This window comes from Symmachiella macrocystis (assembly GCF_007860075.1).
GTDB lineage: Bacteria > Planctomycetota > Planctomycetia > Planctomycetales > Planctomycetaceae > Symmachiella > Symmachiella macrocystis.
On record NZ_SJPP01000002.1, the window covers coordinates 79763 to 103270 of the forward strand.

Here is a 23508-nt window from a genome sequence, read left to right on the forward strand (position 1 = left end):
ATTTTGACGTTACGCGAGGGAAACGACAGTACGATGTTCACTCCACTGGAAACGCGACTTACCGAACTGCGACAACGCGTGCGTCGCGCGCTATTCGTCAATGGCGTCTCCTGGCTGATCACGGTGTTCGTCGGCTCGATCGCCGTCATTGGCATGGCCGATTGGCTGTTTCGATTCAGCGACTCCGGTGTCCGTTTGATTCTCAGCCTGACGGTGGTTGCAACGACCGCTTATGTCGCCTACCGCCGGTTAATAGCCCCATTGCTGGTCCAATTGAATGATCTCGATTTAGCGCTGCGGATTGAACGACTGCACCCAGAACTGAAAGACAGTTTGGCCAGTACCGTACAATTCCTCAAACACGATATCGATCCCGCACTCGGCTCGCCCGAACTACAACAGCAGGTGGTCGACGAAACCAGTAAACACCTGCAAAACGTCGACTTCGACGAGGTCGTGCAGACGCGCAACGTCAAACGAATCATGCTGGCAGCGACTGCGGTCTGCTTAGCGACGGCAGTTTTAGTGGGGTTGAATCGCGCAGATGCGTCGATCGCCTTCAAGCGAATGGTTTTGCCGCTGTCGGATACCAATTGGCCCAAACAAACGCAACTGCGCATTCTAGGAGACGACTTTCAATCGGTCCATTCCCCGGAGACGCCGCTACGCATCGCCATTGGTGAAACCCTGACCCTCCACATCGACAACGCCCGGGGCGGACTGCCGGATAACGGGACGATTTACTTTCGATTTCCCGATCAGCAGGAAACGTCGCAACAACTCAGTGCGCAATCAATCACCGACCGGGAGGAGCAACCCCGCGACGTATTCGTTTCCAGTCTGTTGGTATTGGAAGGCCCGATTCAATTCCGCGTCGAAGCGGGAGATGACCTGGAGATGCCTTGGTTCACGATCGAGGCCGTTGTCCCTCCGAATTTAAAAGATCTACAAATTACTCTGACGCCGCCTGAGTATTTGGGACTACCCAGTGTCGACCTCCCTGCTGGAACAGGACACGTGGATGGACTCCTTGGCACGACGGTGACCACCAAAGCCCGCGCCGATAAACCGTTGGCGGATGCCCATTTGCACGTCTATGAACAATCGCAACCGCTCGTGCTTGGTCCTGAGGGCTTGACGTTCGGCGCTGAGTTTACGATCGCGCAGCCGGGCAATTCGACCTATTGGTTAGCATTCCGCGATCGCGAAGGGCATGACAGCGGACAAAGCCGGCATTACGAGCTGCGGGGAATCGAAGACCGTGTGCCCGAAATCGAAATCACGGATCCGACCACCAATCTCAGAGTCACCGCCGTCGCCAAGATTCCGTTGCGGATGGTGGCCAAGGATGACTTTGGTCTCAAGGGAATCCGCTTGGTCTATCACACCGGTCCCCAATCTGTAACCGAGAATGAGGCTGAAGTCGATGCAACCGAGCCGCAGTTGGTTTCGATATTCAACGACTCCACTCGGCCCCAACATCAGTCGGCGACTTTTGAATTCGACCTGTCGACGCTGGATCTCAAACCGGGTGATACAATCACTCTGCATGCCGAAGCCACCGACGCCTTTGACTTGGGTGAAGAACATGTCGGCAAAAGCCTGCCGCGGATTTTTACAATCGTCACCTCCGAAGAGAAACAGCAGGAGTTGGCCGACCGACAAGCGGACATTATGGCCGATTTGGAGTTGGCCCAGAAACAACAAGACGCTGCTCACCAGCAGGTCCGGCAACTGCAGATTCAACTCAACGAAGCGGGCGAGTTGCGGCCGCAGGACATTGATACGTTGCAGCAGACGGAAATGACCCAGCGACGCGCAGCCCAAAAACTCAGCGACGCGGAAACCGGCGTGCGGCAACGCGCGCAGCAACTCCTCAACGACATCCGCGACAATGCCATCGACGACCCGAAAACCACCGGCCGCATGACCAAGCTGGACGAGGAACTCAAACGCCTCGGCCAAGACAACCTGCCCCAGATTGAAGAAGACCTGACCGCCGTCCGCAAACGCGAACAAAGCAAAGTCGCCAACGACACGACTCAAACCGGCTCCCCCCAAAAATCTGCCGAGACCACGGCAGAACAGCAACAGGCGCTGGAGCGAGCGGGGAAGAATCAACAGATCGTTTCGGAGTCGCTCAATGCGGCACTCAAAGAGATGGCCCAGTGGCGCACGCATCGCGATCTGGCCGGCGATCTTGAGCAATTGGTCGAATCGCAACAGAAGCTCAATCAGGAGGCGGAAAAACTCAGTAAGCAAACACTCACCAAACTCCCCTCGGAGCTAACCAAGCAGGAACAAACGGACCTGCAGCGACTTGGTGAGCGTCAACGACAAGCCGCCAAACGGCTCGATCAACTGAAATCGAAAGTGGAGGAAACGCTCAAGTCATCAGCGGAGAAAGACTCCACCGAGTCACAATTGTTAGAAGAAGTCACCGAACAGTTTCAAGAACAATCTACCGCCGCCAACATGCGCGAGGCAGCACGACAACTCCAGAAAAACGACGTCGGCGCCGCGATGCAAAACCAGCGGGAATTACTGAAACAATTGCGGAACTTGCAAGACACACTACACAATCGCCGCCAAACCGAAACGGCCGAGATGGTCAAAAAACTCAAACAAGAGGAACAGAAACTCGCCGAACTCAAGGATCGTCAAGCAGAACTGATGCGTAAAATCGAAAAGGCGCAGGACCTGCAGGATCCCGAAGAGCGGCAGCAAGAACTGAAAAAACTGGCCAAGGAACAACAGCAACTCCGAGAAGAAGCTCAACAAATGACGCGGCGATTACGCCGACTGCAAATCCAAAAGGGGCGTGATGCCACCGCCCGCGCCGCCGACCGCCAACAACAGGCCGCTGAACAACTCAATAAAGACGATCCAATCGCCGCCGCCGAACAGGCTCAAGAGGCGCTAGATGATATGGAACAAGCGCAGCGGGAATTGGCCCAGCAGCGTCGGGAAGCCGAAGAACAACTGGCGCAAGAACAACTGGAAAAAATTGCCGATGAATTGCGGGCAATGATTCCACGGCAGCAAGGGGTGATCGACGAAACTGCGCGCCTGCAAGGCCGTTATTCCGAACAAGGCAAATGGTCACGGGGCACGTTACGCTCGCTGATCGGCTTAACCGAAGTCCAACGTGGATTGCAATCGGAGACAGAAAAACTGCGAGAGACGCTCACCGCCGCCGAAGTTTTTGCGTTAGCGCTCAAAGGAGCGGCGCGCGACATGGACCGCGCGGCCGTACGATTGTCTGAGCGTCAAGCAGACGAAACAACGCAGCGCCATGCGATGCGGGCCAAGCAGCGTTTCCTCGATCTTGTTGAAGCCCTCAAACCGGATGAAAGGGACCCGCAAAACAAACAGAATCCACAACAGCAAGGCCCCGGTCCCGGCGGCGCACAAGGCGGCCCACCGACCGATGGCATTCCGCAGCTGGCGCAACTCAAAGTTCTAAAATCGATGCAAAGCGACCTACGGGAGCGGACGATGGAATTGGCGACGGAAATGGAAGCTGCCGACGAGATCACGCCGGCCAATCGACAAGCCCTGCAAGATCTCGCCTTGGAACAAACCGAATTGGCCGACCTGACCCGCAACCTGACAAAAATCACAGCCGCGGCCGAAGAAGAACCAGTCGAGGAAGAGCCGGCCACTGAAGACCCTGTCGGCGAAGAAGATGTTCTGGAGCTCAAACAATGAACCGATTCCACCTGACCGCTGGCCTATGCCTCGCGTGGGCATTAAGTGGACTGCCGGTTTGCGGAGACGAAACCGAATCACAGCCGCCCGCCGTGGCCGAGCCTTCTGTGGCCGAGCCTGCTGTAACCGAGCCCGCCGCCAAGGATGCAGAACCCGAAGCGTCGCCGCGTGATGAGGCGATCGACAAAGAATTAGAGGAGTCGCTGCATCCCCCCGACGCTCAGCAAAAGCCTGGCGAAGTGCTGGATCGCGCTGTGAATCAGATGCGTGACGTCAGCCAGCGCATCGAAGCGGGGCTGCCTGGACAAGAAACCCAACAACTGCAGCAAAAAGTGCTCGACGATTTGACGCAGCTCATCGAACTGCTGCAAAATCAGCCCCCGCCGCCACCGCCGAATCCCAACAACCAACCGCCGCCGCCCCAGAACGACAAGAAACCAAAACCGCACCCCAAATCAGACACCCAACAGCAGCAGGAAGGCCAACAACAGAAGCGGGAACAACAAGAGCAAACCGAACGGCGACCTAAAGACGGCCAGGATTCCGAGGAACGATTTGACGAATCACAAGCGGAAAAAGCACGCGCCGCGGCTGCCCGCAAACGCATGCTCAAAGACATTTGGGGACATCTTCCCGAAGCAATCCGTAATCGGTTGCTCAACAACTTCAGCGAAGAGTACTTACCCAAATACGCTCCCGAGGTCCGTAAGTATTACGAAGACCTCGGCCAACGCCGCAGCGGCGGGCAAAACCGCTGAGTGGGTTGTTGGAGCGTATCGTGTGCGATGTTTGACGTTGCTTGGGGCGATGTGCCCGTTGCGAGTTTCGTCATGCACAGCATGACCTACTCATTTGATGTAGGTGCAGCGGCGATTTTCAAAACCGTGGTTGATTCGACATTCTTCTTCAGGTCGTCTTCGTCCCACCAAGTCGGCTTCATTTGCCGTTTGGAATATAGGTGTTCTCCCTGGTCCATGAAGTGCGGCGACGTTGGATCACCGCTTTGGCCCCACGGTGTGCAGGTCAGCGATTCGATCCCGTCTTTGTGGAAGAACATTAAGATCATCGCCATCGACCCGTTGTGGGCGACGTACTTTCCGGGCAGGGCGGGGTCTTCGTGTGAGTTCACGTCAAACAGCGTTTCCGAGAAATTGGCCTCTTTCGGCCCGGATCGAAATTCCGCGCCCCCCACGGGGAAGTATTGTCCTTCGCGGCCGACTTTGTGAATCTCGCCCCAGGCGACATCCCAGCGACCATGCTTCGATTTTAACTCCGCGATCGTTTCAGCTAACAATTCCAGGGATTGCGCCTGTTGTTCTGCGCCCAGATGGCCGCCGCCGATCATCGGCTTGAGGTTCATTTTTTCACCACATTTGATCCGCCAGAATTTGTACAGCGACGTCGCTGTTTTATCGGCCGTGAATTCGCCATCCCAAGCCAAAATCGCTTTGACCGCATTGGCAAATTCCTCGTCCTGCATCTTCTCTTGCCCAGCGGCACTGACCGCCAACTCCAGTTCCTTTTTCCATTGCGGCGCAAAATAGTCCTGCACATCCATTGTGATTGCGATGGCTTCTTCTCGGGTCACTGAATCGTCGGCGTCCAACATTTGCACGGTCCGCAATCCACGGGGATTGTTGGTGTCCCACGACACGTTATAGATGTAGTCTTTATAATCGCCCGGTTTGAGTGGCGAATTGACCATCATGTTTTCCGGACTGATATTGCAGTTCTGCATGTAGCCCTGCGGCGGATTAAAAATGTGCACCAGATCGTCGATCGAATGCTTGCCTTTCCAAGCGGTCTTCGAGGTATTGCCCGGCACAGGGCGATTCCAATCGTAGCCGTCGGGACGAATCGGCGTTGCTCCGCTTCGGACATAGCCAATGTCCCCATTGGTGTCGGCGAACATGATGTTTTGCTCGTTGAACTCGCACATGCCGATGGCGTCATAAAATTCGTGTACGTTCTTGGACATCGCCATGCGATAAAATTGTTCGAACAGGCCGGTCTGTTCAAGATAGGGTGAGGCACCGACAAAAGCTTTGCCGGTTTTGAGGTCCGGCGGGGTAACCAACGGGCCGAGGTGTGTATAGACCGCGGGACGGATGGCGGGTGTTTGGCCTTTGACCGCGATCGGAAATACGGTCGTTTCGCATTTGCGCCACTGGCCATCGTATTCGTACTCTAGCAGTGGGTTCATCCGGACATTCATTTCATAGACGTCCGACGTATCGGGCCCCCCCGTCGTCAATGCCCAACCGACGTTCTGGTTGTGCCCGATCCCCATGATCGGCGAGCCGATTAAGAAATAACCGTTCATGTGCAAGTCCCCCGCATGCACGCGGGCTTCGTACATGACCGCCAACCCCTCCCAAGTCAGATGCGGGTCGGACAGCAAAATCGCAACGTTATCCGCTGAACGCGATGGAGAAACCGCCCATTGGTTGGAACGTTGGGCAGGCTGCTCACGTTTTTTTCCGTTTTTCAAATCGTCTTGTATCGTTCCCAACGGCCACCGCAGAATCATGGCCCGGCCGATCGTCGGAATCTTCCAAGGTTCTAATTCGACCGCGAAGTCGGGGACCGCGTCGGGATGCTCATCGGAATATGCCTGAACACCCGCCGTGAAATTCTCCGCAAATTCTTTGAGATGCGGCGGCAACGTCTTCCAGGATTCCTTGGCCAACTCCGCATTACGGCACAACCGCATGATGTAGTCTTGCTCGAGATACTTTTTGCCAAACGCTTCGGACATCGTCCCCAAGCCGGTACGCAGGCTGATGTGAATGTCCTTTAAGCGATCTTGGGCCTGCGCATAGCCCAGACCATAAGCGCCATCGGCCGCTGTGGCTCCATAGATATGCGGGACGCCCCACTTATCGCGATGGATCGTCACTGTACGCTCAGCAGCGACGCCGATTTCGACTATGTGAGTTACAAGCAAGGCAACAACGAAAAAGCACAGACGAAAACGCATGTTACTAAACTCCAGGGCGTGGGGCCGAGATACGGACCAGTAGAATGACCAAGGTCCAAAAAAGACCGTGCACTCACTGTAACCGACATGGCCCCGTAGGGCCAAGCTTCGCGGACCGGGAAATTCCTTAATGATCATCTGGAACCGTCGACGCCGGTTGAGCCTGCTCTGACCGGAAATCTCGCGTTACGTCACCGAATGATCGTTCGACGTTACGAAATCGTCGCCAATTTTTGGCCATTGGCGATGTGGTCCCCTTGAGCAACGGCGATGCTGGCGACGGTTCCTGCTGCGGGCGCGGTCGCATTGATCTCCATCTTCATCGCTTCCAAGACAACAAGAATGTCCCCTTCGTTCACCGCGTCGCCAACTTGAACGGGAACGCGGAGTACCACGCCCGGCATTGAGGCGTTGACGTCGACTTGCGCACCTCCGGCCAGCGCTCCCGCAGCAGCGGCAGCCGGGGCGTCGGATGCTGACAGGGCCACCTGATAGGAGCGGCCATTGACCGTGGCATTGTTTCCATCGACTGTTAATGCAAACGTTTCGCCGTTGACGGTGACATTGTAACTGGCGGGTTTGCCCGGCGTGGCGGCCGGCGCTGCTGCGGTGTCCTGCGCGGGGTCGACTTTCCGCACTCCGATAGTCGCCTCCCCTTTCAGATAAGCGATTCCCTTTTCGGCGCAGGTCGCAGCGATGAAGATATTCTCGTCTGTGGTCGGCAGGTGTTCCGCTTCGAGCACCTTCTTAGCAACTGCGATCCCTTTTTCGGGATCCTCGTTATTCATATCGAGCGGCGCACGTGTGGTCGGTTCCAAGCCAAGTTGTTCCGACGCAATTTTGATAATCTCTGGATCGGGTGCGACGGGGGTTTTACCAAAGTAACCCAGTACCATTTTTCCATACGACGGTGCAATCCGCGTCCAGGGCTCACTCATGACGTTGTTGAGCGCCTGTTGCACGTAGAATTGCGACACGGGTGTTACGGATGTCCCGAATCCGCCGCGGCGGACGACGTCGCTCATGGCTTTGATCAAATCGGGATACTTATCGATAATCCCATTGTCGCGCATCATCTGTGTATTGGCGGTCAAAGCTCCCCCCGGCATCGGGCTCCAGGGGATCAGCGGTTCGACCGTGGTGGCTTCGGGAGGCAGGAAGTAATCGCTCATGCAATCCTTGAAGACCTCTTCGGCTTCGCGCACCTTGTCGATGTCGATATCGAGCGTGTACTGTGAACCGCGCAGTGCGTGCCACATCACCAGAATATCGGGCTGACAGGTCCCCCCGGAGCAGGGGGCCATCGACAGGTCGATTGCATTGGCACCGGCATCCAATGCGGCAATATTCGCCTGCACCGAAATCCCGGCGGTTTCGTGCGTGTGAAAATGAATGTAGGTTTCCGGCGGGAGCATTTTCCGTGCAGCTTTGATGGTTTCATGTACTTTGGACGGCACTGCTGTTCCAGAAGCATCTTTGAAACAAATCGAATCAAACGGAATTTCAGCATCCAGAATCTGATGCAGACGATTCGCATAGAACGCCGCGTCATGCGCGCCGCTGCAACCTGGAGGGAGTTCCATGAGGGTGACACAGATTTGGTGCTTCAAACCGGCATCGACAATGCACTGCCCGCTGTAAACGAGGTTTTGCACGTCGTTGAGCGCGTCGAAATTGCGGATCGTGGTGATGCCGTGTTTTTTGAACAACTCCGCATGCAATTTGATGATGTCGCTGGACTGCGACTCCAAGCCGACGACATTCACGCCCCGCGCCAACGTTTGCAAATTCGCGTCAGGTCCAGTCACGGCCCGAAACTGGTCCATCATGTCGAAGGCGTCTTGGTTGCAATAAAAATACAACGACTGGAATCGCGCGCCGCCTCCCGCCTCGAAATAGTTAATACCCGCGTCACACGTGGCTTGTAGAGCAGGTAGAAAATCTTCGGTCAAAACGCGGGCCCCGTAGACCGACTGGAATCCATCCCGGAACGCGGTGCACATGAAGTCGACTTTTTTAGTCACGTGATTCGTCTCTTCAGCTAAAATGACGTTTGGTTCGAGGAGCGAAAACGATCCGATTGAGCAGCGATGCTGAGTACGGTTCAGCTCACAAGACAGACCAAAGTACGCCTGCGGCAACGGCAGATCCGAGCACGCCGGCCACATTCGGCGCCATGGCGTGCATCAACAAGTGATTGTCCGTCCCTTCTTCCAACCCGACCATTTGCGCCACGCGGGCTGAGTCCGGCACAGCTGAGACCCCTGCGGCACCGATTAAGGGATTGATTTTATGATGTAAGAACAGGTTCATGAATTTGGCGAACAACACCCCGCAAGCTGTCGCCACGCCAAAGGCCGTCGCCCCCAATGCGAAGATCAATAACGATTCCCCTTTGAGAAACGTTTGAGCCTGCGTACTGGCACCGACGGAAAAACCGAGAAAAATGGTCACGATGTCAATCATCGACGTTCGGGCGCTTTGTGCGAGACGGTCGGTCACACAACTCTCTTTGAGCAGATTTCCAAAGAACAACATGCCGATCAACACAATCGCTCCCGGCGCCAGCAATGCACAGATTAAGAATGCGACGATGGGAAAGATGATTTTCTCCCGCTTCGTAACATCTCGTGTCGATTGCATGCGAATCTTGCGTTCGTCGGATGTCGTCAGCAACCGCATGATGGGCGGCTGAATCACCGGCACGAGTGCCATATAGGAATAGGCAGCAATGGAGATCGCTCCCAGCAACTCCGGGGCGAGTTTGGCTGACAAGAAAATCGCCGTCGGGCCGTCCGCCCCGCCGATAATACCGATCGCTCCCGATTGTTGCGGTGTAAACCCTAAATAGAGCGCACCCAACAAAGTTAAAAACACGCCAAATTGAGCAGCGGCCCCCAAGAGCACAAGCTTGGGATTGGAGAGCATTGTGGAAAAGTCGGTCATCGCCCCAATGCCCAGAAAAATGAGCGGCGGAAAAACTCCCTGTTTTACCCCAAAATAGATGTAACTGAGGACGCTCCCCTCGTCGTAAACCCCCAATGACATTCCTTCCACAGGCGGAATATTTCCGACCACGATCCCCATGCCGATCGGAACGAGTAATAACGGTTCATAGTCCTTAGTGATCGCTAACGTGATAAATACGATGCCAATCAGAATCATCAACGCATTGCCAAGCGTGAGATTCACGAACCCTGTCGACTGCACAAACTGCAGTAAAATCTCCATGCCAGTCCCTGACTAACGTCTCTGGTTGTCGTGTGATCCGCGGAGAAGTGTGCGACTAGCGCCTCGGGCTGTTGGCTAGAGGATGCTATGGCTGCTTTGAGCGGATTTCGTGCAAGACGAATCCTACGGCTGCGGCAATTTTCTCGTTGTCGGTCGTCTGTCGCATGGCTGGTGCATGCGTTTGATGCTCCTGTTCCTCCGGGAGCATGAACGCCAATGCGTCGAGAATTTTTGGCAAAAGCGAGATAAATACCGAGATGAGCGTCAATGCGACGAAGACAATCAACAATCCGGTGACGGCTATTCCGAAGCCGTTAAAGTCGTCGTTGATAATATTGTCGAAACCCCGTTTCGAGGGTTCCTGCAAAGCTTCGGTCGGTACGGCTTGCGCAAATATTTCCACAAAACCCATGAAGCCCAGTTCCTATGAACGGATGTCCGACCGCGCAATCGCTCCGCAGCGCTCCAGAAGCGTAAAAGTTTTCTGAGTTTAACCAGCCAAAATTCTATTGTCGAGACGCTCGTCGCAAAATCCTAAAACCTGCCTCTAACCCGGATAAGGTACACATTTTCCCTGACAATTCCCGGTGAAACTCCTGTCGCTTTGGGGCGAATTCGTTGCCGCCTATCTCATTTTGCATCAAACCGTAACGATTTTGCCGAAAATGTCGAAGTTCCCGGCTGTATCGGTCGATACATATTCCTATCAAGCAGGAATCAAAAAACGGTGAGCCGAGTTTTGAACCTGTCGTTGTGCCATTTCACGTTCCGGAACCGTTTGTTCCAGTCGCTGGGTGATCCAATTGGGGATTGCGATTCGTCGACCGAACGCGATACCGATACTTCGAACGACTATTCAGAAAGTTAACCATGAAAGCTCTTCGTCACGCTGCTCGTCCGGTAGTCGCCTTGGTGGGCTGCGCACTGATGACCTGCACATTCGTGGGCTGCCAGACATCAGTCGGCGGACAAACCTTGCCGTCGGCCTACTATCTTCGCGACGACATGCAATATTACCCGCATGGTCCTGAAGATCAGCTGACCAACCAAATCAACGCCATCGAACAATACAAGCTGGAACAAGCCGGCTTGGCCGAAGGCATCGACATCGAACCGCCAGCACCCCAACCTGGGAACTGATGCGTTTCACACGATCGAATATTATCCCGTCCTCCCACTTAAATACCTATTCACTCCGTTCATAACGCAGTAACTCGTAAGTCGTGGCTGACAGCACTAATCGACCTATTAGTGAAAGACGTCGCGGCTTCGGGGGGGACGAACCCTTTGCAGCAGGATCACTCGCGGCACGGTCGGTTTTCCTAACAGCTTCCGACCATTGTTGAACGATCTTGCAACGCAAAGGATAACAGGGACAAAAGCCAACTCTCCGGAGTTTGACTTTCGTCCCTGTTTCTTTATGCGCTGACCGGTATTGGCGGCGTGATTAAATCCGCTTCGACAACCGCTCGGCCAACCGCGTCAAAGCCGGGCTGACGTCGGTTTTTTCCAGGTGAATGTTCAGCAGACTGAACGCATCTTTATTCGCCAGCGCCGCATGCAGCGCCTTGTCCAGATCGCCTTCGGTATGCACCTCAAATCCCCAGCCCCCGCCCAACAGATCCGGCATGCGGTGGTAGGCCCAGTTTGGAATATCGTTAAATGGGCCTTCGTGCAAGAACCGCTCGGTGCCATAACCCTTGTTGTTCAGCACCAACACGATCGGGTTGAAACCATGTTTCAACGTCGTGGAGAGTTCCAAACAGGTCATCTGAAAAGCCCCGTCGCCGACAATCACCAACGGCCGCAACTTGCGGTTGGCGCATTGCACACCCAAGGCGGCCGGAACCGCGAAGCCCATCGACGTGTAATACGCCGGGCTGAGGAACTCGCTGCGGCGATAGATCGTCAAATCGGACGCCCCGAACAGCGAATCGCCAATATCGGCCACCACGACCATATTGTCATCCAGCAACTCGTTAATCCGCGCGAATAGCCGTTGCTGCGTGACTTTGTTTTCCGGTTGCAACTCAAATTTCTTTGCCACCGGACGGACTGAGTCCGGAATCTCGCGTTTCGGCGGCTTCAAATCGGTTTTGACCAAGCCTTTGACAAAATCCTTAAGCTGCACGTCACGATAGTGATGGTGCCGAATCCGCAGCCCTTCGCTGGTGATGTAAATACACTGTCCCGGGTCGATATGCGCGGTATAAATCCCGAGATTGATATCCGTCATGAACGTGCCGAGGAGAATCACGCAGTCGCTGTCTTCGACAAACTTTCGTACTCCGTCCCGGCCCATTGCTCCTTCATAAATTCCGAGATACAGCGGATGCGTTTCACTCACGACTGATTTCCCGAGCAGCGTCGCGCACATTGGAATCTTGTTTTTCTCCGCCAACTTCACGACTTCTTGCTGCAAGCCAAAGCGATGCATCTCAACACCCGCAATGATCACCGGACGCTTGCAACCATTGATCATTCTTTCTGCTTCAGCCAATGCCTCTGTAAGAGCCTGTTTGTGGCTACTCAGTTTGTCTTCCTGCGGTTCGTGCGGAAAGAGTGCCTGTGTTTGAACGCGGTCGCGGGGGAGTTCGAGATAAACCGGACGTTTATAACGGACCGCCGCTGCTAAGCAGCGGTCGATCTCCCGAAATGCCGTCAACGGGTCTTCCAAGGTTGCCGAGGCGATTGTGATCTTGTCGAAGACTTCGTGCTGCGTATTGAAATCCTTGACGCGATGATGCAGCAGAGGATCGGAGACACGTTCCTCCATGCCCGGCGCACCGCTAATGACAATCAACGGAGATTTTTCGGCATAGGCGCCCGCCACGGAATTGCACGTGCTTAGGCCTCCTACGCAATAGGTCACACAAACAGCGCCAAGCCCGTTGACGCGTGCATAGGCATCGGCAGCGAATCCGGCGCAGTCTTCGCGTGTCGCGCCGATCACCTCAATCGGGCTTTCCTCGAGCAGGTTATAAAACTGCAGCACAAAGTCGCCCGGAATGCCAAAAATGTGCTTCAGTCCGTAATCCTGCAGTCGCCTTATCAAATACCCGCCAATCGTCGGCAAGGATTCGTTGTCGGCATTTTTGCGGGGTTTCGTCGACATCTCAGCCACCTCCTGTCTGGGTTTATCAACCGCGGTCCCATCTGCAGGAATTCTGTGTCGAAAACAGGGGAGGGTCAAGGGGCGGCGGTGCGCAACCCCGATAATCCACAATTTTCATCCAACGCTTTACGTTAGGCATGGCTATTCCGTAAGGTAAATGCAGCGCCGAACTTAGACATTTTTGCATCCTCTTATCTCCCCCGATTTCATCTCGAACGTGCAAGGCGTCCTTCCATGCGTTCCCAATACTCCCCGCTGCTGTTTTTCATCTATCCCGCCATTGCCATGTTGCTCGGTTGGGGCCTGCGGGGAACAATTGGCGGGGGGCCCATCGGCGCGCTCATTCCCGGTGCGATGGTCTCGTTAGTGTTATGCCAACTCTTAAACCGCCGCAATTCGGTCGGTTTCATCATCTGCCTGGGCGCACTGGGAATCGGTATCGGCGGGCACCAAACCTACGGACAAACGATCGGCTTGTCGCGCTTCGGTGAGACTTACTTGTGGGGCTCGTTTGCAATGGCGGTCAAAGGTGCTGTCTGGGGATTTCTCGGCGGCGCCGTTTTGGGGCTCGCCTTCGTGCGCGACCGTTTCACAACCAAACAAATTCTCTTTGCCATGACGGCCATGGTGGCTGCCACATTCGTCGGTTGGGCTTACTTGGATGCACCGCGACATCCTTACTTTTATTTCTCCGACCCGGACAAACCACGGGCCGAGATATGGGCCGGGCTTTTGTTGGGCGGCCTCGCCCTCCTCGCCTCCCTGGCTGTCTCCAGCGACAATAAAGTCCCCGCTTCATTTGCCATGTGGGGCTTGTTGTTTGGGGGACTCGGTTTCGGACTGGGCGGACAATTGATTGCTTTCGGATCACGTCTCGACCCGCCCTATCGTTCCTTCTCCTGGTGGAAGGGGATGGAATTCAGCTTCGGGTTTTTGCTCGGTGGCGGACTGGGGCTTGCCGCTTATTTTAACCGTGACCAACTGGCCGAACCGGCAACGCCTACGCCCGAACTGGTCCCCAAACAGACGCCTTTTCTCCCCGCGCTGTTTCTGGGGGCAATCCTGGTACTCACCGTCCACCGTCTGCATTTCACCGTCCCGGTGCTGTTCATCATGGTCATCGAACTGGCCGTACTGACCGGATTGGTACTGAATTCCAACTTCTTCGGCTGGCACATCGCTGTCACACTCACGGTCTATTCATTCGGCCTCGACCTGATGCGCGCCATTGGCCGCCTGCTGCGGGACGGTAAAGTGGTTTATTTCAATGACAACATTGGCACCTGGTGGGTTGTCGTTGCACTCATGAGTCTCGGCACAGCGATCGCCGTCACCGCGAACTATCGATCCAAGCAACCGTCCATCAAAGCCATGTTGTTACTCATCACCTGGACTGGCACCGCCGTGGGATTGATGAAAATGTACCAATTATCCCAACAGGATCACGACGTGAATTACTACTTCGTCTGCGGCACATTTCTCGTCTCCGCCATCTTGACGACGTTGATCGCCTGGATCATCCCCGAAACTCGTCCGATCGACGCCGCCGAAACCACTTGAACTATCTCGAACCTTCAGCGTGGCACGATCCCAACCCTAAGAATCGGGGTGCCACTGGCTTTGCCAGTGCCTCGCAACTGATTCAATCAAATAGACCTGCACTGGCAGAACCCGTGGCACGCAATCCTATAAAATCAGTATCCTTAATCATGCGATTCGTACTCCTACTCGGGATGACATTTCTAAGCACCGGCAGCGCCATGGCCGACGACGTTTGGCGACGGCATACGATCGATGATTCGTCGCGCGGCGCCGACGGAGTGCGACTGACTGACATCAATGGCGACGGCCTGCTCGATATCACGACCGGTTGGGAAGAAGGGGGCATCGTCCGTGTTTATCAACATCCCGGGCATGCGAAGGCTCGGGGCAAATGGCCGGCTGTCACCGTCGGCCAAGTCGCTGCCCCGGAAGACGCCGTCTTCGCCGATCTCGACAACGACGGCGCCGTTGATGTCATCAGTTCCTGCGAAGGCAAGACACGGACCATCTTTGTGCATTGGGCACCGAGCGATGCGAACGATAACCTCAATGCATCCGCCTGGAGCACCGCCGCCATTCCCGCGACGCAAAACCGCACGCAGTGGATGTTCTGCGTCCCCGCCCAAATCGATGGCAAGCATGGCGTGGATCTCATCGTCGGCTCCAAAGGCAAGAAGGGTTTGATCGGTTGGCTACAAGCCCCAAAAGATCCGCGTCAATTGGACCAATGGAAATTGCACACCATTTGCCCCGCCGGTTGGATCATGTCGCTCATCTGGACCGACATCGACGGCGATGGCAATCACGACATCCTCGCCAGCGACCGCCGCGGAGCAGGGCGGGGTTGTTTTTGGTTAAAAAACCCCGGCAACGACGGTCCGCTGAGCGAACCGTGGACGAAACACCCCATCGGCACCGGCAACCGCGAGGTGATGTTTCTGGATTATGCCGATGTCGATGACGACGGCCTCACCGATGTTGTCGTTCCCAATAAGCCTGGACAAATTCTCTGGCATCGCCGACAACCAGGAAAGCAGGTCGCCTGGGAGACCTCACAAATTCCGTTCCCCAAAAATGTCGGCACCGGAAAATCCACAGCCATTGCCGACATCAACAACGACGGCCGCGCCGATATCGTGTTCTCCTTTGAAAACGCCAAGAACGTCTCCGGCATCATCTGGATGGAACAACAGCAAACCGACGCCGGCGAAATCACCTGGCAACAACACACCCTGAGCGGCCCGGTCGGCACGAAATTCGATCTGATTCAGACCAGCGACATCGATGGCGACGGCGACCTGGATGTCATGACTTGCGAAGAGCGGGAGAACCTCGGCGTGATCTGGTACGAGAACCCCGGCCAGTAGGCAGTAGGCAGTAGGCAGAAAATAGCACACGGGTGGCCGCGATTGCGAATAGCAATCGGGGTGGGCGCAGCCCACAAGAAGCCGCAATTTACGCTTTCAGAATATTACGGATTGAATTCTGAAATGAGCAAGCAATTATTGGAATACGTTAAACGTTTTCTGCAGGGCGAAATTCCGGTTGATGAATTTGTAGAGTCTTACGATGCTAAGTGGAAAGCAGAGAGGGATTCTAAAGAATTATTGGCGGACGACCCAATAACTAGCGAAAAGTTGTCCACGTTTTTCTGTTTTGCAGACCTGTACAACCCAAATGATGATCGATTCGAATACGAGTTCGACGAAAAGCGGCTACGTGCTGAAATGCAAAAAGTTTTTGACGGTGAGCTTGGTGATTGAATGGCAGGATATACGCAGGCACAGGATCGCAAGTAGCCGCAGTCCACGCCACCAACCACCCCAAAGACCGTAGGGCAGGCCGACGCCTGCCGTCCCTTACGCACCGTTGAACGCCCGCACGGCAGGCGGAAGCCTGCCCTGCACAAATTGTGGTACAATGCGCACCCAAATAATTTCTCAGCGGTCTCTTGACCATTTCCTAAGCAACCGAGCCGCTCGGCATGCCCAACCTTTCAACCGTCACCCTACGACGTCTGCTCACCGGGCTGACTTGCCTGTTGATCGCTAAGGTCGTCGTCCTCACGCTGATTAGTTACCGCGACTACATCCCGCCCGATTTCCATGCCGACTTTCTCTTCGGCCGCGAATCTTATTTTTATCATAGTTATGCCTGGGCGTTTTACGTCCATATCTTCGCCGGGCCAGTGACTCTGGTGTTAGGCGTGATTCTATTGAGCAATCGGTTCCGCCTACGCTTTCCCCGCTGGCATCGCATTCTGGGGCGGATACAGGCGTTGTGCATCCTGTTCTTTCTCGCCCCCAGTGGGCTGTGGATGGCGCGGTGGGCGATGACCGGGGCTGTGGCGGGCGTTAGTTTTGTAATGCTGTCGATTGCGACCGGACTGTGTGTTGCCCTGGGCTGGCGGGCTGCGGTTCAGCGGCGATTTGCTGTACACCAACGCTGGATGCAGCGCTGCTTTGTATTGCTCTGCTCGGCGGTCGTGATCCGCGTGATGGGGGGCCTGACGATCGTGACCGCCGCCGACGCCCCGTGGATTTATCCGCTCTCCTCCTGGCTGAGCTGGACCGTCCCGCTGCTGATTTATGAAGCATGGCAACACCCTGGGTGGCCCAGAAAGAATGTTGCTGCGTCCACCCCGCACCAACCATGATGCCAGCTTCAGAATTCACCGGCCACTTCACCACCGGCCGGGGTGATCAGACCTCGAAGAGTCGCGGTCTCCGTTTCGGACGAGAGGAATTGAACACTCCCATCCGCAAAGAGATGAGTACTCCCGCCGGTATGATGCAAATCGTCCTCCGGTTTCGGACTCAACATCAACCGCGCATCGGCATCCCAAGGGGCCATCCAGGGGACCGCCGCGTTCATGGGCGATTCCATGACCAAGATCGTATTCGACGTGCCGTCGGTGATCTCAGAAATCGTTCGTGGTTCGTTCGGGCGCAGACAACTGTCCGGAGTGACCACAGCCAAGTACACAGTCTGCGTTGGCTCTAATTCGGTCGACGGGCAATTATAGACCGGCACAACCGTTCCCCGCGCCTCCGCATTGGCGGGATCATCCCACGGTTTAGACAGGTCAATTTTGTCGTAGACCGTCTGGTGATCCATAAACGGCAAAATCAACGTCCGCCAACTATGCAGCGGCTTGCCGTCGGCATCGACCGTATAAGCGGGCGGAAAGCTGCCATAGACATCATGGTAGTTGTGCATCGCCAACCCGATTTGCTTGAGGTTGTTCCGGCACAGAGTGCGACGCGAAGCTTCGTCACCGCCACAAAACATTTCGGGCAAGATTAGTACAGCTAAAATCGCGATGATGCCAAGAAACACAAGAGCGTCGACAAGAGTGAACCCCCGTCGACGAATTGTCGCCGTTCGGCTGATTACGCCGCAACCACCAGAAGAGGAACGTCTGCTCATCGATGCGCCTCCAAATTACGGGTTTAAAACATCCGCCCCCCACATCATCTTTGTTTGATGGTTGAACCGCAATAACAATTCAGAGGCTGGAGGATCATCGTACGATCTCGCGCGTCAGTGGCTTACAGCCTCAGTATTCACCAACCTCCTCACCACCGGCCGGGGTGATCAGACCTCGAAGAGTCGCAGTCTCCGTGTCGGAGGAGATGAATTGCACACTCCCATCCGCAAAGAGGTGAAGGCTCCCGCCGGTATGATGCAAATCGTCCTCGGATTTCGGACTCAACATCAACCGCGCATCGGCATCCCAAGGGGCCATCCAGGGGACCGACGCGTTCATGGGCGATTCCATGACCAAGATCGTATTCGACGTGCCGTCGGTGATCTCAGAAATCGGCCGGGGTTCGTTCGGGCGCAGACAACTGTCCGGAGTGACCACAGCCAAGTACACAGTCTGCGTCGGCTCTAATTCAGTTGTTGGGCAGACAAAGGTCGGTACCACCGTTGCGCGCGCTTCCGCATTGGCGGGATCATCCCACGGTTTGGACAGGTCAATTTTATAGTAGAGTGCCGCTTGATCCATAAACGGCAAGATCAAAGTCCGCCAACTGTGCAGCGGCTTACCGTCCGCATCAACCGTATAAGCGGGAGGAAAGCTGCCATAGACATCATGGTAGTTGTGCATCGCCAACCCGATTTGTTTCAGGTGGTTCCGGCACTGCGTACGCCGCGCAGCCTGACGACCGCCACGCGTCGCTGGCAATAGAAGAGCAACGAGCAACGCAATGATGCCGATCGTCACAAGAAATTCGACGAGCGTGAATCCTCGTCGGGCAAAGTGCGACGTTGTGCTGCACAGGCCGCTACAAGGGAATGAGGAACGTCTGCTCATCGGTGCGCCTCCGAGTTACGGGTTCAAGACATCCGCCTCATCCATCATCCATGTTTGGTCGCGGTATCGCAAGAACAATCCGGGACCGGCCGCTCATCGTGAGATCTCGCGCGTCACTGGCTAACGAATTAGAATGAATCTGTCCCTTCACCTCCCGCCGGGGTGATCAGGCCTCGAAGAGTCGCAGTCTCCGTCTCGGACGAGATGAATTGCACACCCCCATCAGCAAAGAGGTAAAAACTACCGCCGGCATGATGGAAATCGTCATCCGGTTTCGGGCTTAAAACCAAATGTTCATCTGCGTCCTGCGGAGCCATCCAAGGAACGGCATATTTCACCGGTACCTCAGCGACCATGATGGTATTCGACATTCCGTCGGTGATGTCCGTAATCGGCCGCATCTCCGTCGGCCGCATGCAACTTTCAGGCGTCACCACTGCTAAATAAGACGTATAATCCCGCTCGATGACGGTCGACGGGCAGACGTAGATAGGCTCGAGCATCGCAGCCACTTCGGTATTGGCCGGGTCGTCCCACGGTTTTGAGAAGTCTGTCCTTTCGTAAACTGTCCCTTTCTGCAAGTACGGCACAATCAACATCCGCCAACTGTGCAGCGGCTTGCCGTCTGCATCGACCGTATGAGCTGGTGGAAAGCCGCCGTAGGCGTCATGATAGTTGTGCAGCGCCAGCCCGATATTCTTGAGGTTGTTACGGCAATGCGTACGCCGCGCCGCCTCACGGGCTTGACGAACGTTTGGTAACAGTAGCGCGATTAGAACGACAATGATGCCAATGATGACGAGAAGTTCGGTGAGCGTGAAACCCCGCCGGCGAAAATGTTCGATTTGCGCGCATTCACAACCACCACAGGCTGAGGAACGTCTGCTCATCAATGCGCCTCCGAATTTGGGTATAAGACATCCGCCACATGCATCATGCCTATTCGGCAGCTAGCGGACAAGCCGAATTTATGGAACCGCAACGGTTATGGCGCAAACCTGCACGTCATTGGCGAACGCGGCCCGCTGTATTCTGCACCTCATCTCCAGCAATCGAAATCAGGCGGCGCAGTTCCGCTTCCGGCATGTTAGGAGAGATTGCTCGAACCGTGCCATCGGCGAACACTGCTATGATCTCACCGGAATGCTGCAAGTCAGATTTATCCGTCAGCTCGAACACGACCTGTTCGCCAGCGTCATACGGGGCCATCCAATGCACGGCATTCTTGGCCGGCGCATCAATGACCAACAGTGTTTCGTGCGGATCGTCTTTGATGTCCCCAAATCCCCTGGTTTGCGTCAACCGCAAAAAACTGGTCGGCGTCGTCACGGCCAGATACGTTGTCTGGTGCGGGTCTAATTCGGCTAAGGGGCATTGAAAGATGGCCAAATTGGCCGAAGCAGCCTGGGCATTCGCGGGATCGTTCCAGGGCTTGGTGAGGTCGATCGTTTCGTAAAGTTCACGATAATCCAAATAGGGCAACATCAACGTCCGCCAACTGTGTAGCGGTTTACCATCCGCATCGACCGTATAGGCAGGTGGGAACGCGCCATATTCGTTTGCATAGTTGTGCAGTGCCAACCCGATATTCTTGATGCGATTGATGCATTGCACAGAACGACCGTCACCACAGTTCAATACAGGCAAGATCAGCGCGAGCAATATCGCAATGATGCCAAGAACCACAAGAATTTCGACAAGCGTGAAGCCCCGGCGGGTAAAATGCAACCTTGTGCTGCACAGCCCACGACAAGGAAAAGAGGACTGTCGGCTCATCGCTGCGTCTCCAAGTCTTGGATTCAAGACATCCACCACAAACTTCACCTTGGTTTGGTCGCTGTATCGCAGCAATCATCCGAGACGGTCGCTCATCGTTTCTCACCGCGCGTCACTGGCGACTGACTCAGCAAGCATTGTATTCAAAATTCCCCCACGACGTCTCCCTGCGCGGCCGTCGTCAGACTTCGTAGCGTCGCTGCTGATATTTCGGATGAGAGGAATTTCACACGCCCATCAGCCAACCCCGCTGTAAACCCACTGGAGTGTTGTAAATCTTCGCCGGAAATGGAGCTTGACACCAACTGCAAATCGGCGTCTTGCGGGGACATCCACGGTACGGCATATTTGACCGGGACTTCGATGACCATCAGCGTATTCGGCAGCCCGTCGGTGACTTCTGAAATCGGCCGCATCTTGGTTGGGCGAATGCAACTGTCGGGCGTGACGACGGCCAGATACACCGTCCGGTTCGGCTCCAACTCGGAATAAGTAGACGGGCAATCATACTCGCTGACATAAGTCGCAGCCGCCTCCGCATTCACCGGATCGTCCCACGGCTTTGAAAGATCAATTTTCTCGTAAAGTGACCGTTGATCCAGATACGGCAGAATCAACGTCCGCCAACTGTGCAGCGGCTTACCATCAGCATCGACCGTGTACGCCGGTGGCAAGCCGCCGTAGGTGTTATTGTAATTGTGCAGCGCCAGCGAAATATTCTTGAGCTTGTTAATGCAATGCGTACGGGAATGGTCACCGCGATCGCCGGAATGATCGGCAAATTGCAGGAGTGGCGGAAGGAGTGCGAGGACCAACGTTATGATGCAGAGTTCAAAGAGCAGTTCAAGTTCCGCGCCCCCGCACCGGCGATTCCGCGTCACACCGGTGTAGGCGCCAAAATGTATAGGAAAAGAGGAACGTCTACTCATCGGTGCGCCTCCGATTTTAGATTCAACACAAACGCCACACCCATCACCCGGGTCTGGTGGTTATCGCGTAAGGTAATCCAGGCTCCAGACGATTGTATTGCGAACGAGTTCATTCTTCCTCAACGGGGATGACGGTGTCCTGCCTGTCATCTCCGGCGATCGATATCAGACGTCGAAATTCCGATTCTGGTAGCGTGGCGACGATTGCACTTACCGTCCCATCTACGAACGCAGCAATAGTAATACCAGGGTGATGCAATTCGGCGTCGTTAGTGAGGCTCAACACGACCCGTGCTTTGGCATCGTAGGGAGCCATCCAATGTACGGCGTGCTTGGACGGGGCTTCGATAACCATCAGCGTCTCGTGCGGATCATCTGTGACATCGGTCAATTTGCGGGGAACATCCTCCCTGAAAAATCCGCCCGGAGCCGTGACCGCCAAATAGACCGTCTGCTGCGGATCCAGTTCCGCCGAGAGGCATTGATAAACACTCAATTCCGTCGCATACGCTTCGGCATTCGCGGGGTCGTCCCAGGGCTTGGTGAGGTCGATCCTTTCGTAAAGCGGCCGTTGATCGAGATACGGCAGAATCAACGTCCGCCAACTGTGCAGCGGCTTGCCGTTGGCGTCGACCGTATAGGCAGGGGGGAACGCGCCATATTCGCTTGCATAGTTGTGCAGCGCCAAGCTGATGTTCTTGAGGTGATTGATGCATTGCGTACGCCGCGCGGCTCCGCGGGCAGTACGCTTGGCTGGCGCGAAGAGCGAGATCAAAATCACGATGATGCTGAGCGTGACCACGACTTCAATGAGCGTGATCTTCCGTTTCGGCGGCGGCACGTCGGCAAATTCCACGCCGGTTTCATCGGGATGATCAGTCATCCATCCAATCCCCCACTTGCACCCAGTGACAACCCCCTGTAGGGCAGGCTCCCGCCTGCCGAGCTTGAGACCACGCGTCCCACGAAGTTCATGGCAGGCGGGAGCCTACCCTACTTGAGTAACGCGACGCGGGGATGATTATTCACAGCGAAATATAAACCGGGCGTATCACTGGGTGGCCCACAAAGATTCTTTGTGGGCCGACGAAGTCGGCAGGAGAGCTATGAGTTCCATCCACCGCCAAACAACGAACTCCAGCGACTGCGTCCCATCAACCGGCCGAGCCGCGGATAATGTCCAGCAACCGCTGCACCACAGCGTCGGCATCGATGTCTGATGTGTCGACCTCGATGGCATCGGCGGCCGGTTTCATTGCTCCCACTTTGCGGGCGGCGTCGCGGTTGTCGCGGTCGGTTTGGTCCGCTAAGACCTGTTCCAGTGGAATGTTCTGCCCACGGGCGGCGAATTCTTCTTGGCGGCGGCGGGCACGGGATTCAGGACTGGCTGTGATGAAAAACTTAAATTCCGCTGCCGGAAAGACGACCGTCCCCTGATCCCGGCCTTCGGTGACGACGTCGGCATCACCGGCGATGCGGCGTTGTTGCTCGACCAGGATTTCACGCACTTCAATATTACCGGCGGTGTATTGCGAAGCAGCGGTCACGTCGTTGGTGCGGATCTCGCCGGAAACGTTTTGCCCGTCGACCAAGACTTCATCGCCATCGAATTGAATCACGATCGTCCGCGCTACGTCAGCCACAGCATCGACATCAGAAAAATCGACGTCCCGCTGCAAACACGCCCAGGCAACCGCGCGATACATCGCACCAGTATCTAAAAACGCAAACCCCAACCGGTTCGCGAGTTGCCGAGCAACCGTACTTTTCCCCGCCCCAGCGGGTCCGTCGATGGTGATGATCATGTTTCTTCATTTTTCACCACAGAGGCACGGAGGAAGAAAGAGGCTGTAGGCTTTAGTCTGTAGTCCTTAGGAAAAGCATGGACAGAAATCCCTAAAGC

At 55.4% G+C, this 23508-nt stretch carries 19 protein-coding genes; 7 read left to right on the plus strand and 12 right to left on the minus strand.

All coding sequences use genetic code 11. The annotated features are described in order from the left end of the window. The first annotated feature begins 33 nt into the window (after window positions 1-33). Both CA54_RS18390 and CA54_RS18395 read left to right on the plus strand, forming a co-directional pair. On the plus strand, window positions 34-3711 hold the full coding sequence (locus CA54_RS18390) for a DUF4175 family protein (protein WP_146372473.1): 3678 nt from the start codon (window positions 34-36) through the stop codon (window positions 3709-3711). Beyond that, on the plus strand, window positions 3708-4469 hold the full coding sequence (locus tag CA54_RS18395) for a hypothetical protein (protein ID WP_146372474.1): 762 nt from the start codon (window positions 3708-3710) through the stop codon (window positions 4467-4469). Before CA54_RS18390 ends, CA54_RS18395 begins: the two co-directional genes overlap by 4 nt. Before the next feature lie 86 nt (window positions 4470-4555). Here the strand turns inward: CA54_RS18395 and CA54_RS18400 are convergent, their stop codons facing one another. The 4 genes from CA54_RS18400 to CA54_RS18415 form a co-directional block, all read right to left on the minus strand. Next, a complete protein-coding gene (locus CA54_RS18400; protein ID WP_197532593.1) occupies window positions 4556-6691 on the minus strand; it encodes a penicillin acylase family protein in 2136 nt (711 codons plus the stop codon). A 212-nt stretch (window positions 6692-6903) separates the two neighbouring features. Continuing rightward, window positions 6904-8694 carry a biotin/lipoyl-containing protein gene (locus CA54_RS18405; protein ID WP_146373387.1) on the minus strand — a complete coding sequence of 597 codons (1791 nt, stop codon included), beginning with the start codon at window positions 8692-8694 and terminating at the stop codon, window positions 6904-6906. Window positions 8695-8800: 106 nt separating this feature from the next. Next, on the minus strand, window positions 8801-9922 hold the full coding sequence (locus tag CA54_RS18410; protein WP_146372476.1) for a sodium ion-translocating decarboxylase subunit beta: 1122 nt from the start codon (window positions 9920-9922) through the stop codon (window positions 8801-8803). An 85-nt stretch (window positions 9923-10007) separates the two neighbouring features. Then, entirely contained in the window at window positions 10008-10334 is a 327-nt protein-coding gene (locus tag CA54_RS18415; protein ID WP_146372477.1) for an OadG family protein, read from the minus strand. Window positions 10335-10792: 458 nt separating this feature from the next. Between CA54_RS18415 and CA54_RS18420 the strand changes: the two genes are divergently transcribed. Beyond that, the gene (locus tag CA54_RS18420) at window positions 10793-11062 is read left to right on the plus strand and encodes a hypothetical protein (protein WP_145376832.1); all 270 of its coding nucleotides are present in this window, start codon (window positions 10793-10795) and stop codon (window positions 11060-11062) included. A gap of 307 nt (window positions 11063-11369) precedes the next feature. On the opposite strand, the gene CA54_RS18425 is transcribed toward CA54_RS18420, so the two are convergent. After that, entirely contained in the window at window positions 11370-13037 is a 1668-nt protein-coding gene (locus CA54_RS18425) for an alpha-keto acid decarboxylase family protein (RefSeq protein WP_146372478.1), read from the minus strand. Between the two features lie 234 nt (window positions 13038-13271). Between CA54_RS18425 and CA54_RS18430 the strand changes: the two genes are divergently transcribed. The 4 genes from CA54_RS18430 (at window position 13272) to CA54_RS18445 (ending at window position 17235) form a co-directional block, all read left to right on the plus strand. Further along, window positions 13272-14597, plus strand: a complete 1326-nt coding sequence (locus tag CA54_RS18430) for a hypothetical protein (protein WP_146372479.1) — start codon at window positions 13272-13274, stop codon at window positions 14595-14597. Between the two features lie 149 nt (window positions 14598-14746). Then, window positions 14747-15946 (plus strand): FG-GAP repeat domain-containing protein, encoded by a 1200-nt coding sequence (locus tag CA54_RS18435; RefSeq protein WP_146372480.1) that lies wholly within the window; start codon window positions 14747-14749, stop codon window positions 15944-15946. 123 nt (window positions 15947-16069) lie between these two features. Then, window positions 16070-16342 carry a colicin immunity domain-containing protein gene (locus CA54_RS18440; protein ID WP_146372481.1) on the plus strand — a complete coding sequence of 91 codons (273 nt, stop codon included), beginning with the start codon at window positions 16070-16072 and terminating at the stop codon, window positions 16340-16342. Window positions 16343-16563: 221 nt separating this feature from the next. After that, window positions 16564-17235 carry a DUF2306 domain-containing protein gene (locus CA54_RS18445; protein WP_146372482.1) on the plus strand — a complete coding sequence of 224 codons (672 nt, stop codon included), beginning with the start codon at window positions 16564-16566 and terminating at the stop codon, window positions 17233-17235. 8 nt (window positions 17236-17243) lie between these two features. On the opposite strand, the gene CA54_RS18450 is transcribed toward CA54_RS18445, so the two are convergent. The 7 genes from CA54_RS18450 to cmk all read right to left on the minus strand — a co-directional run bounded on the left by CA54_RS18450 (window position 17244) and on the right by cmk (window position 23410). After that, window positions 17244-18008: a DUF1559 domain-containing protein gene (locus CA54_RS18450; protein ID WP_146372483.1), complete on the minus strand. Its 765-nt coding sequence runs from the start codon at window positions 18006-18008 to the stop codon at window positions 17244-17246. A gap of 130 nt (window positions 18009-18138) precedes the next feature. Beyond that, window positions 18139-18900, minus strand: coding sequence for a DUF1559 domain-containing protein (locus CA54_RS18455; protein WP_146372484.1), 762 nt, complete (start codon window positions 18898-18900; stop codon window positions 18139-18141). Window positions 18901-19028: 128 nt separating this feature from the next. Further along, a complete protein-coding gene (locus CA54_RS18460; RefSeq protein ID WP_146372485.1) occupies window positions 19029-19790 on the minus strand; it encodes a DUF1559 domain-containing protein in 762 nt (253 codons plus the stop codon). 115 nt (window positions 19791-19905) lie between these two features. Further along, a complete protein-coding gene (locus tag CA54_RS18465) occupies window positions 19906-20676 on the minus strand; it encodes a DUF1559 family PulG-like putative transporter (RefSeq protein ID WP_146372486.1) in 771 nt (256 codons plus the stop codon). 143 nt (window positions 20677-20819) lie between these two features. After that, a complete protein-coding gene (locus tag CA54_RS18470) occupies window positions 20820-21605 on the minus strand; it encodes a DUF1559 family PulG-like putative transporter (RefSeq protein ID WP_146372487.1) in 786 nt (261 codons plus the stop codon). 109 nt (window positions 21606-21714) lie between these two features. Further along, window positions 21715-22488, minus strand: a complete 774-nt coding sequence (locus tag CA54_RS18475; protein ID WP_146372488.1) for a DUF1559 family PulG-like putative transporter — start codon at window positions 22486-22488, stop codon at window positions 21715-21717. 271 nt (window positions 22489-22759) lie between these two features. Further along, entirely contained in the window at window positions 22760-23410 is a 651-nt protein-coding gene (gene cmk / locus CA54_RS18480; protein ID WP_146372489.1) for a (d)CMP kinase, read from the minus strand. Between the last annotated feature and the right edge of the window lie 98 nt (window positions 23411-23508).

Excerpts from the sequence above, each read along its gene's own strand:
- CA54_RS18420 (WP_145376832.1), top strand. The coding sequence starts at position 10,793 with ATGAAAGCTCTTCGTCACGCTGCTCGTCCGGTAGTCGCCTTGGTGGGC.
- CA54_RS18450 (WP_146372483.1), bottom strand. The coding sequence starts at position 18,008 with ATGAGCAGACGTTCCTCTTCTGGTGGTTGCGGCGTAATCAGCCGAACG.
- CA54_RS18430 (WP_146372479.1), top strand. The coding sequence starts at position 13,272 with ATGCGTTCCCAATACTCCCCGCTGCTGTTTTTCATCTATCCCGCCATT.
- CA54_RS18400 (WP_197532593.1), bottom strand. The coding sequence starts at position 6,691 with ATGCGTTTTCGTCTGTGCTTTTTCGTTGTTGCCTTGCTTGTAACTCAC.
- cmk (WP_146372489.1), bottom strand. The coding sequence starts at position 23,410 with ATGATCATCACCATCGACGGACCCGCTGGGGCGGGGAAAAGTACGGTT.
- CA54_RS18405 (WP_146373387.1), bottom strand. The coding sequence starts at position 8,694 with ATGTGCACCGCGTTCCGGGATGGATTCCAGTCGGTCTACGGGGCCCGC.
- CA54_RS18475 (WP_146372488.1), bottom strand. The coding sequence starts at position 22,488 with ATGACTGATCATCCCGATGAAACCGGCGTGGAATTTGCCGACGTGCCG.
- CA54_RS18395 (WP_146372474.1), top strand. The coding sequence starts at position 3,708 with ATGAACCGATTCCACCTGACCGCTGGCCTATGCCTCGCGTGGGCATTA.
- CA54_RS18470 (WP_146372487.1), bottom strand. The coding sequence starts at position 21,605 with ATGAGTAGACGTTCCTCTTTTCCTATACATTTTGGCGCCTACACCGGT.
- CA54_RS18465 (WP_146372486.1), bottom strand. The coding sequence starts at position 20,676 with ATGAGCCGACAGTCCTCTTTTCCTTGTCGTGGGCTGTGCAGCACAAGG.
- CA54_RS18410 (WP_146372476.1), bottom strand. The coding sequence starts at position 9,922 with ATGGAGATTTTACTGCAGTTTGTGCAGTCGACAGGGTTCGTGAATCTC.
- CA54_RS18455 (WP_146372484.1), bottom strand. The coding sequence starts at position 18,900 with ATGAGCAGACGTTCCTCATTCCCTTGTAGCGGCCTGTGCAGCACAACG.
- CA54_RS18440 (WP_146372481.1), top strand. The coding sequence starts at position 16,070 with ATGAGCAAGCAATTATTGGAATACGTTAAACGTTTTCTGCAGGGCGAA.
- CA54_RS18435 (WP_146372480.1), top strand. The coding sequence starts at position 14,747 with ATGCGATTCGTACTCCTACTCGGGATGACATTTCTAAGCACCGGCAGC.
- CA54_RS18425 (WP_146372478.1), bottom strand. The coding sequence starts at position 13,037 with ATGTCGACGAAACCCCGCAAAAATGCCGACAACGAATCCTTGCCGACG.
- CA54_RS18390 (WP_146372473.1), top strand. The coding sequence starts at position 34 with ATGTTCACTCCACTGGAAACGCGACTTACCGAACTGCGACAACGCGTG.
- CA54_RS18415 (WP_146372477.1), bottom strand. The coding sequence starts at position 10,334 with ATGGGTTTTGTGGAAATATTTGCGCAAGCCGTACCGACCGAAGCTTTG.
- CA54_RS18460 (WP_146372485.1), bottom strand. The coding sequence starts at position 19,790 with ATGAGCAGACGTTCCTCAGCCTGTGGTGGTTGTGAATGCGCGCAAATC.
- CA54_RS18445 (WP_146372482.1), top strand. The coding sequence starts at position 16,564 with ATGCCCAACCTTTCAACCGTCACCCTACGACGTCTGCTCACCGGGCTG.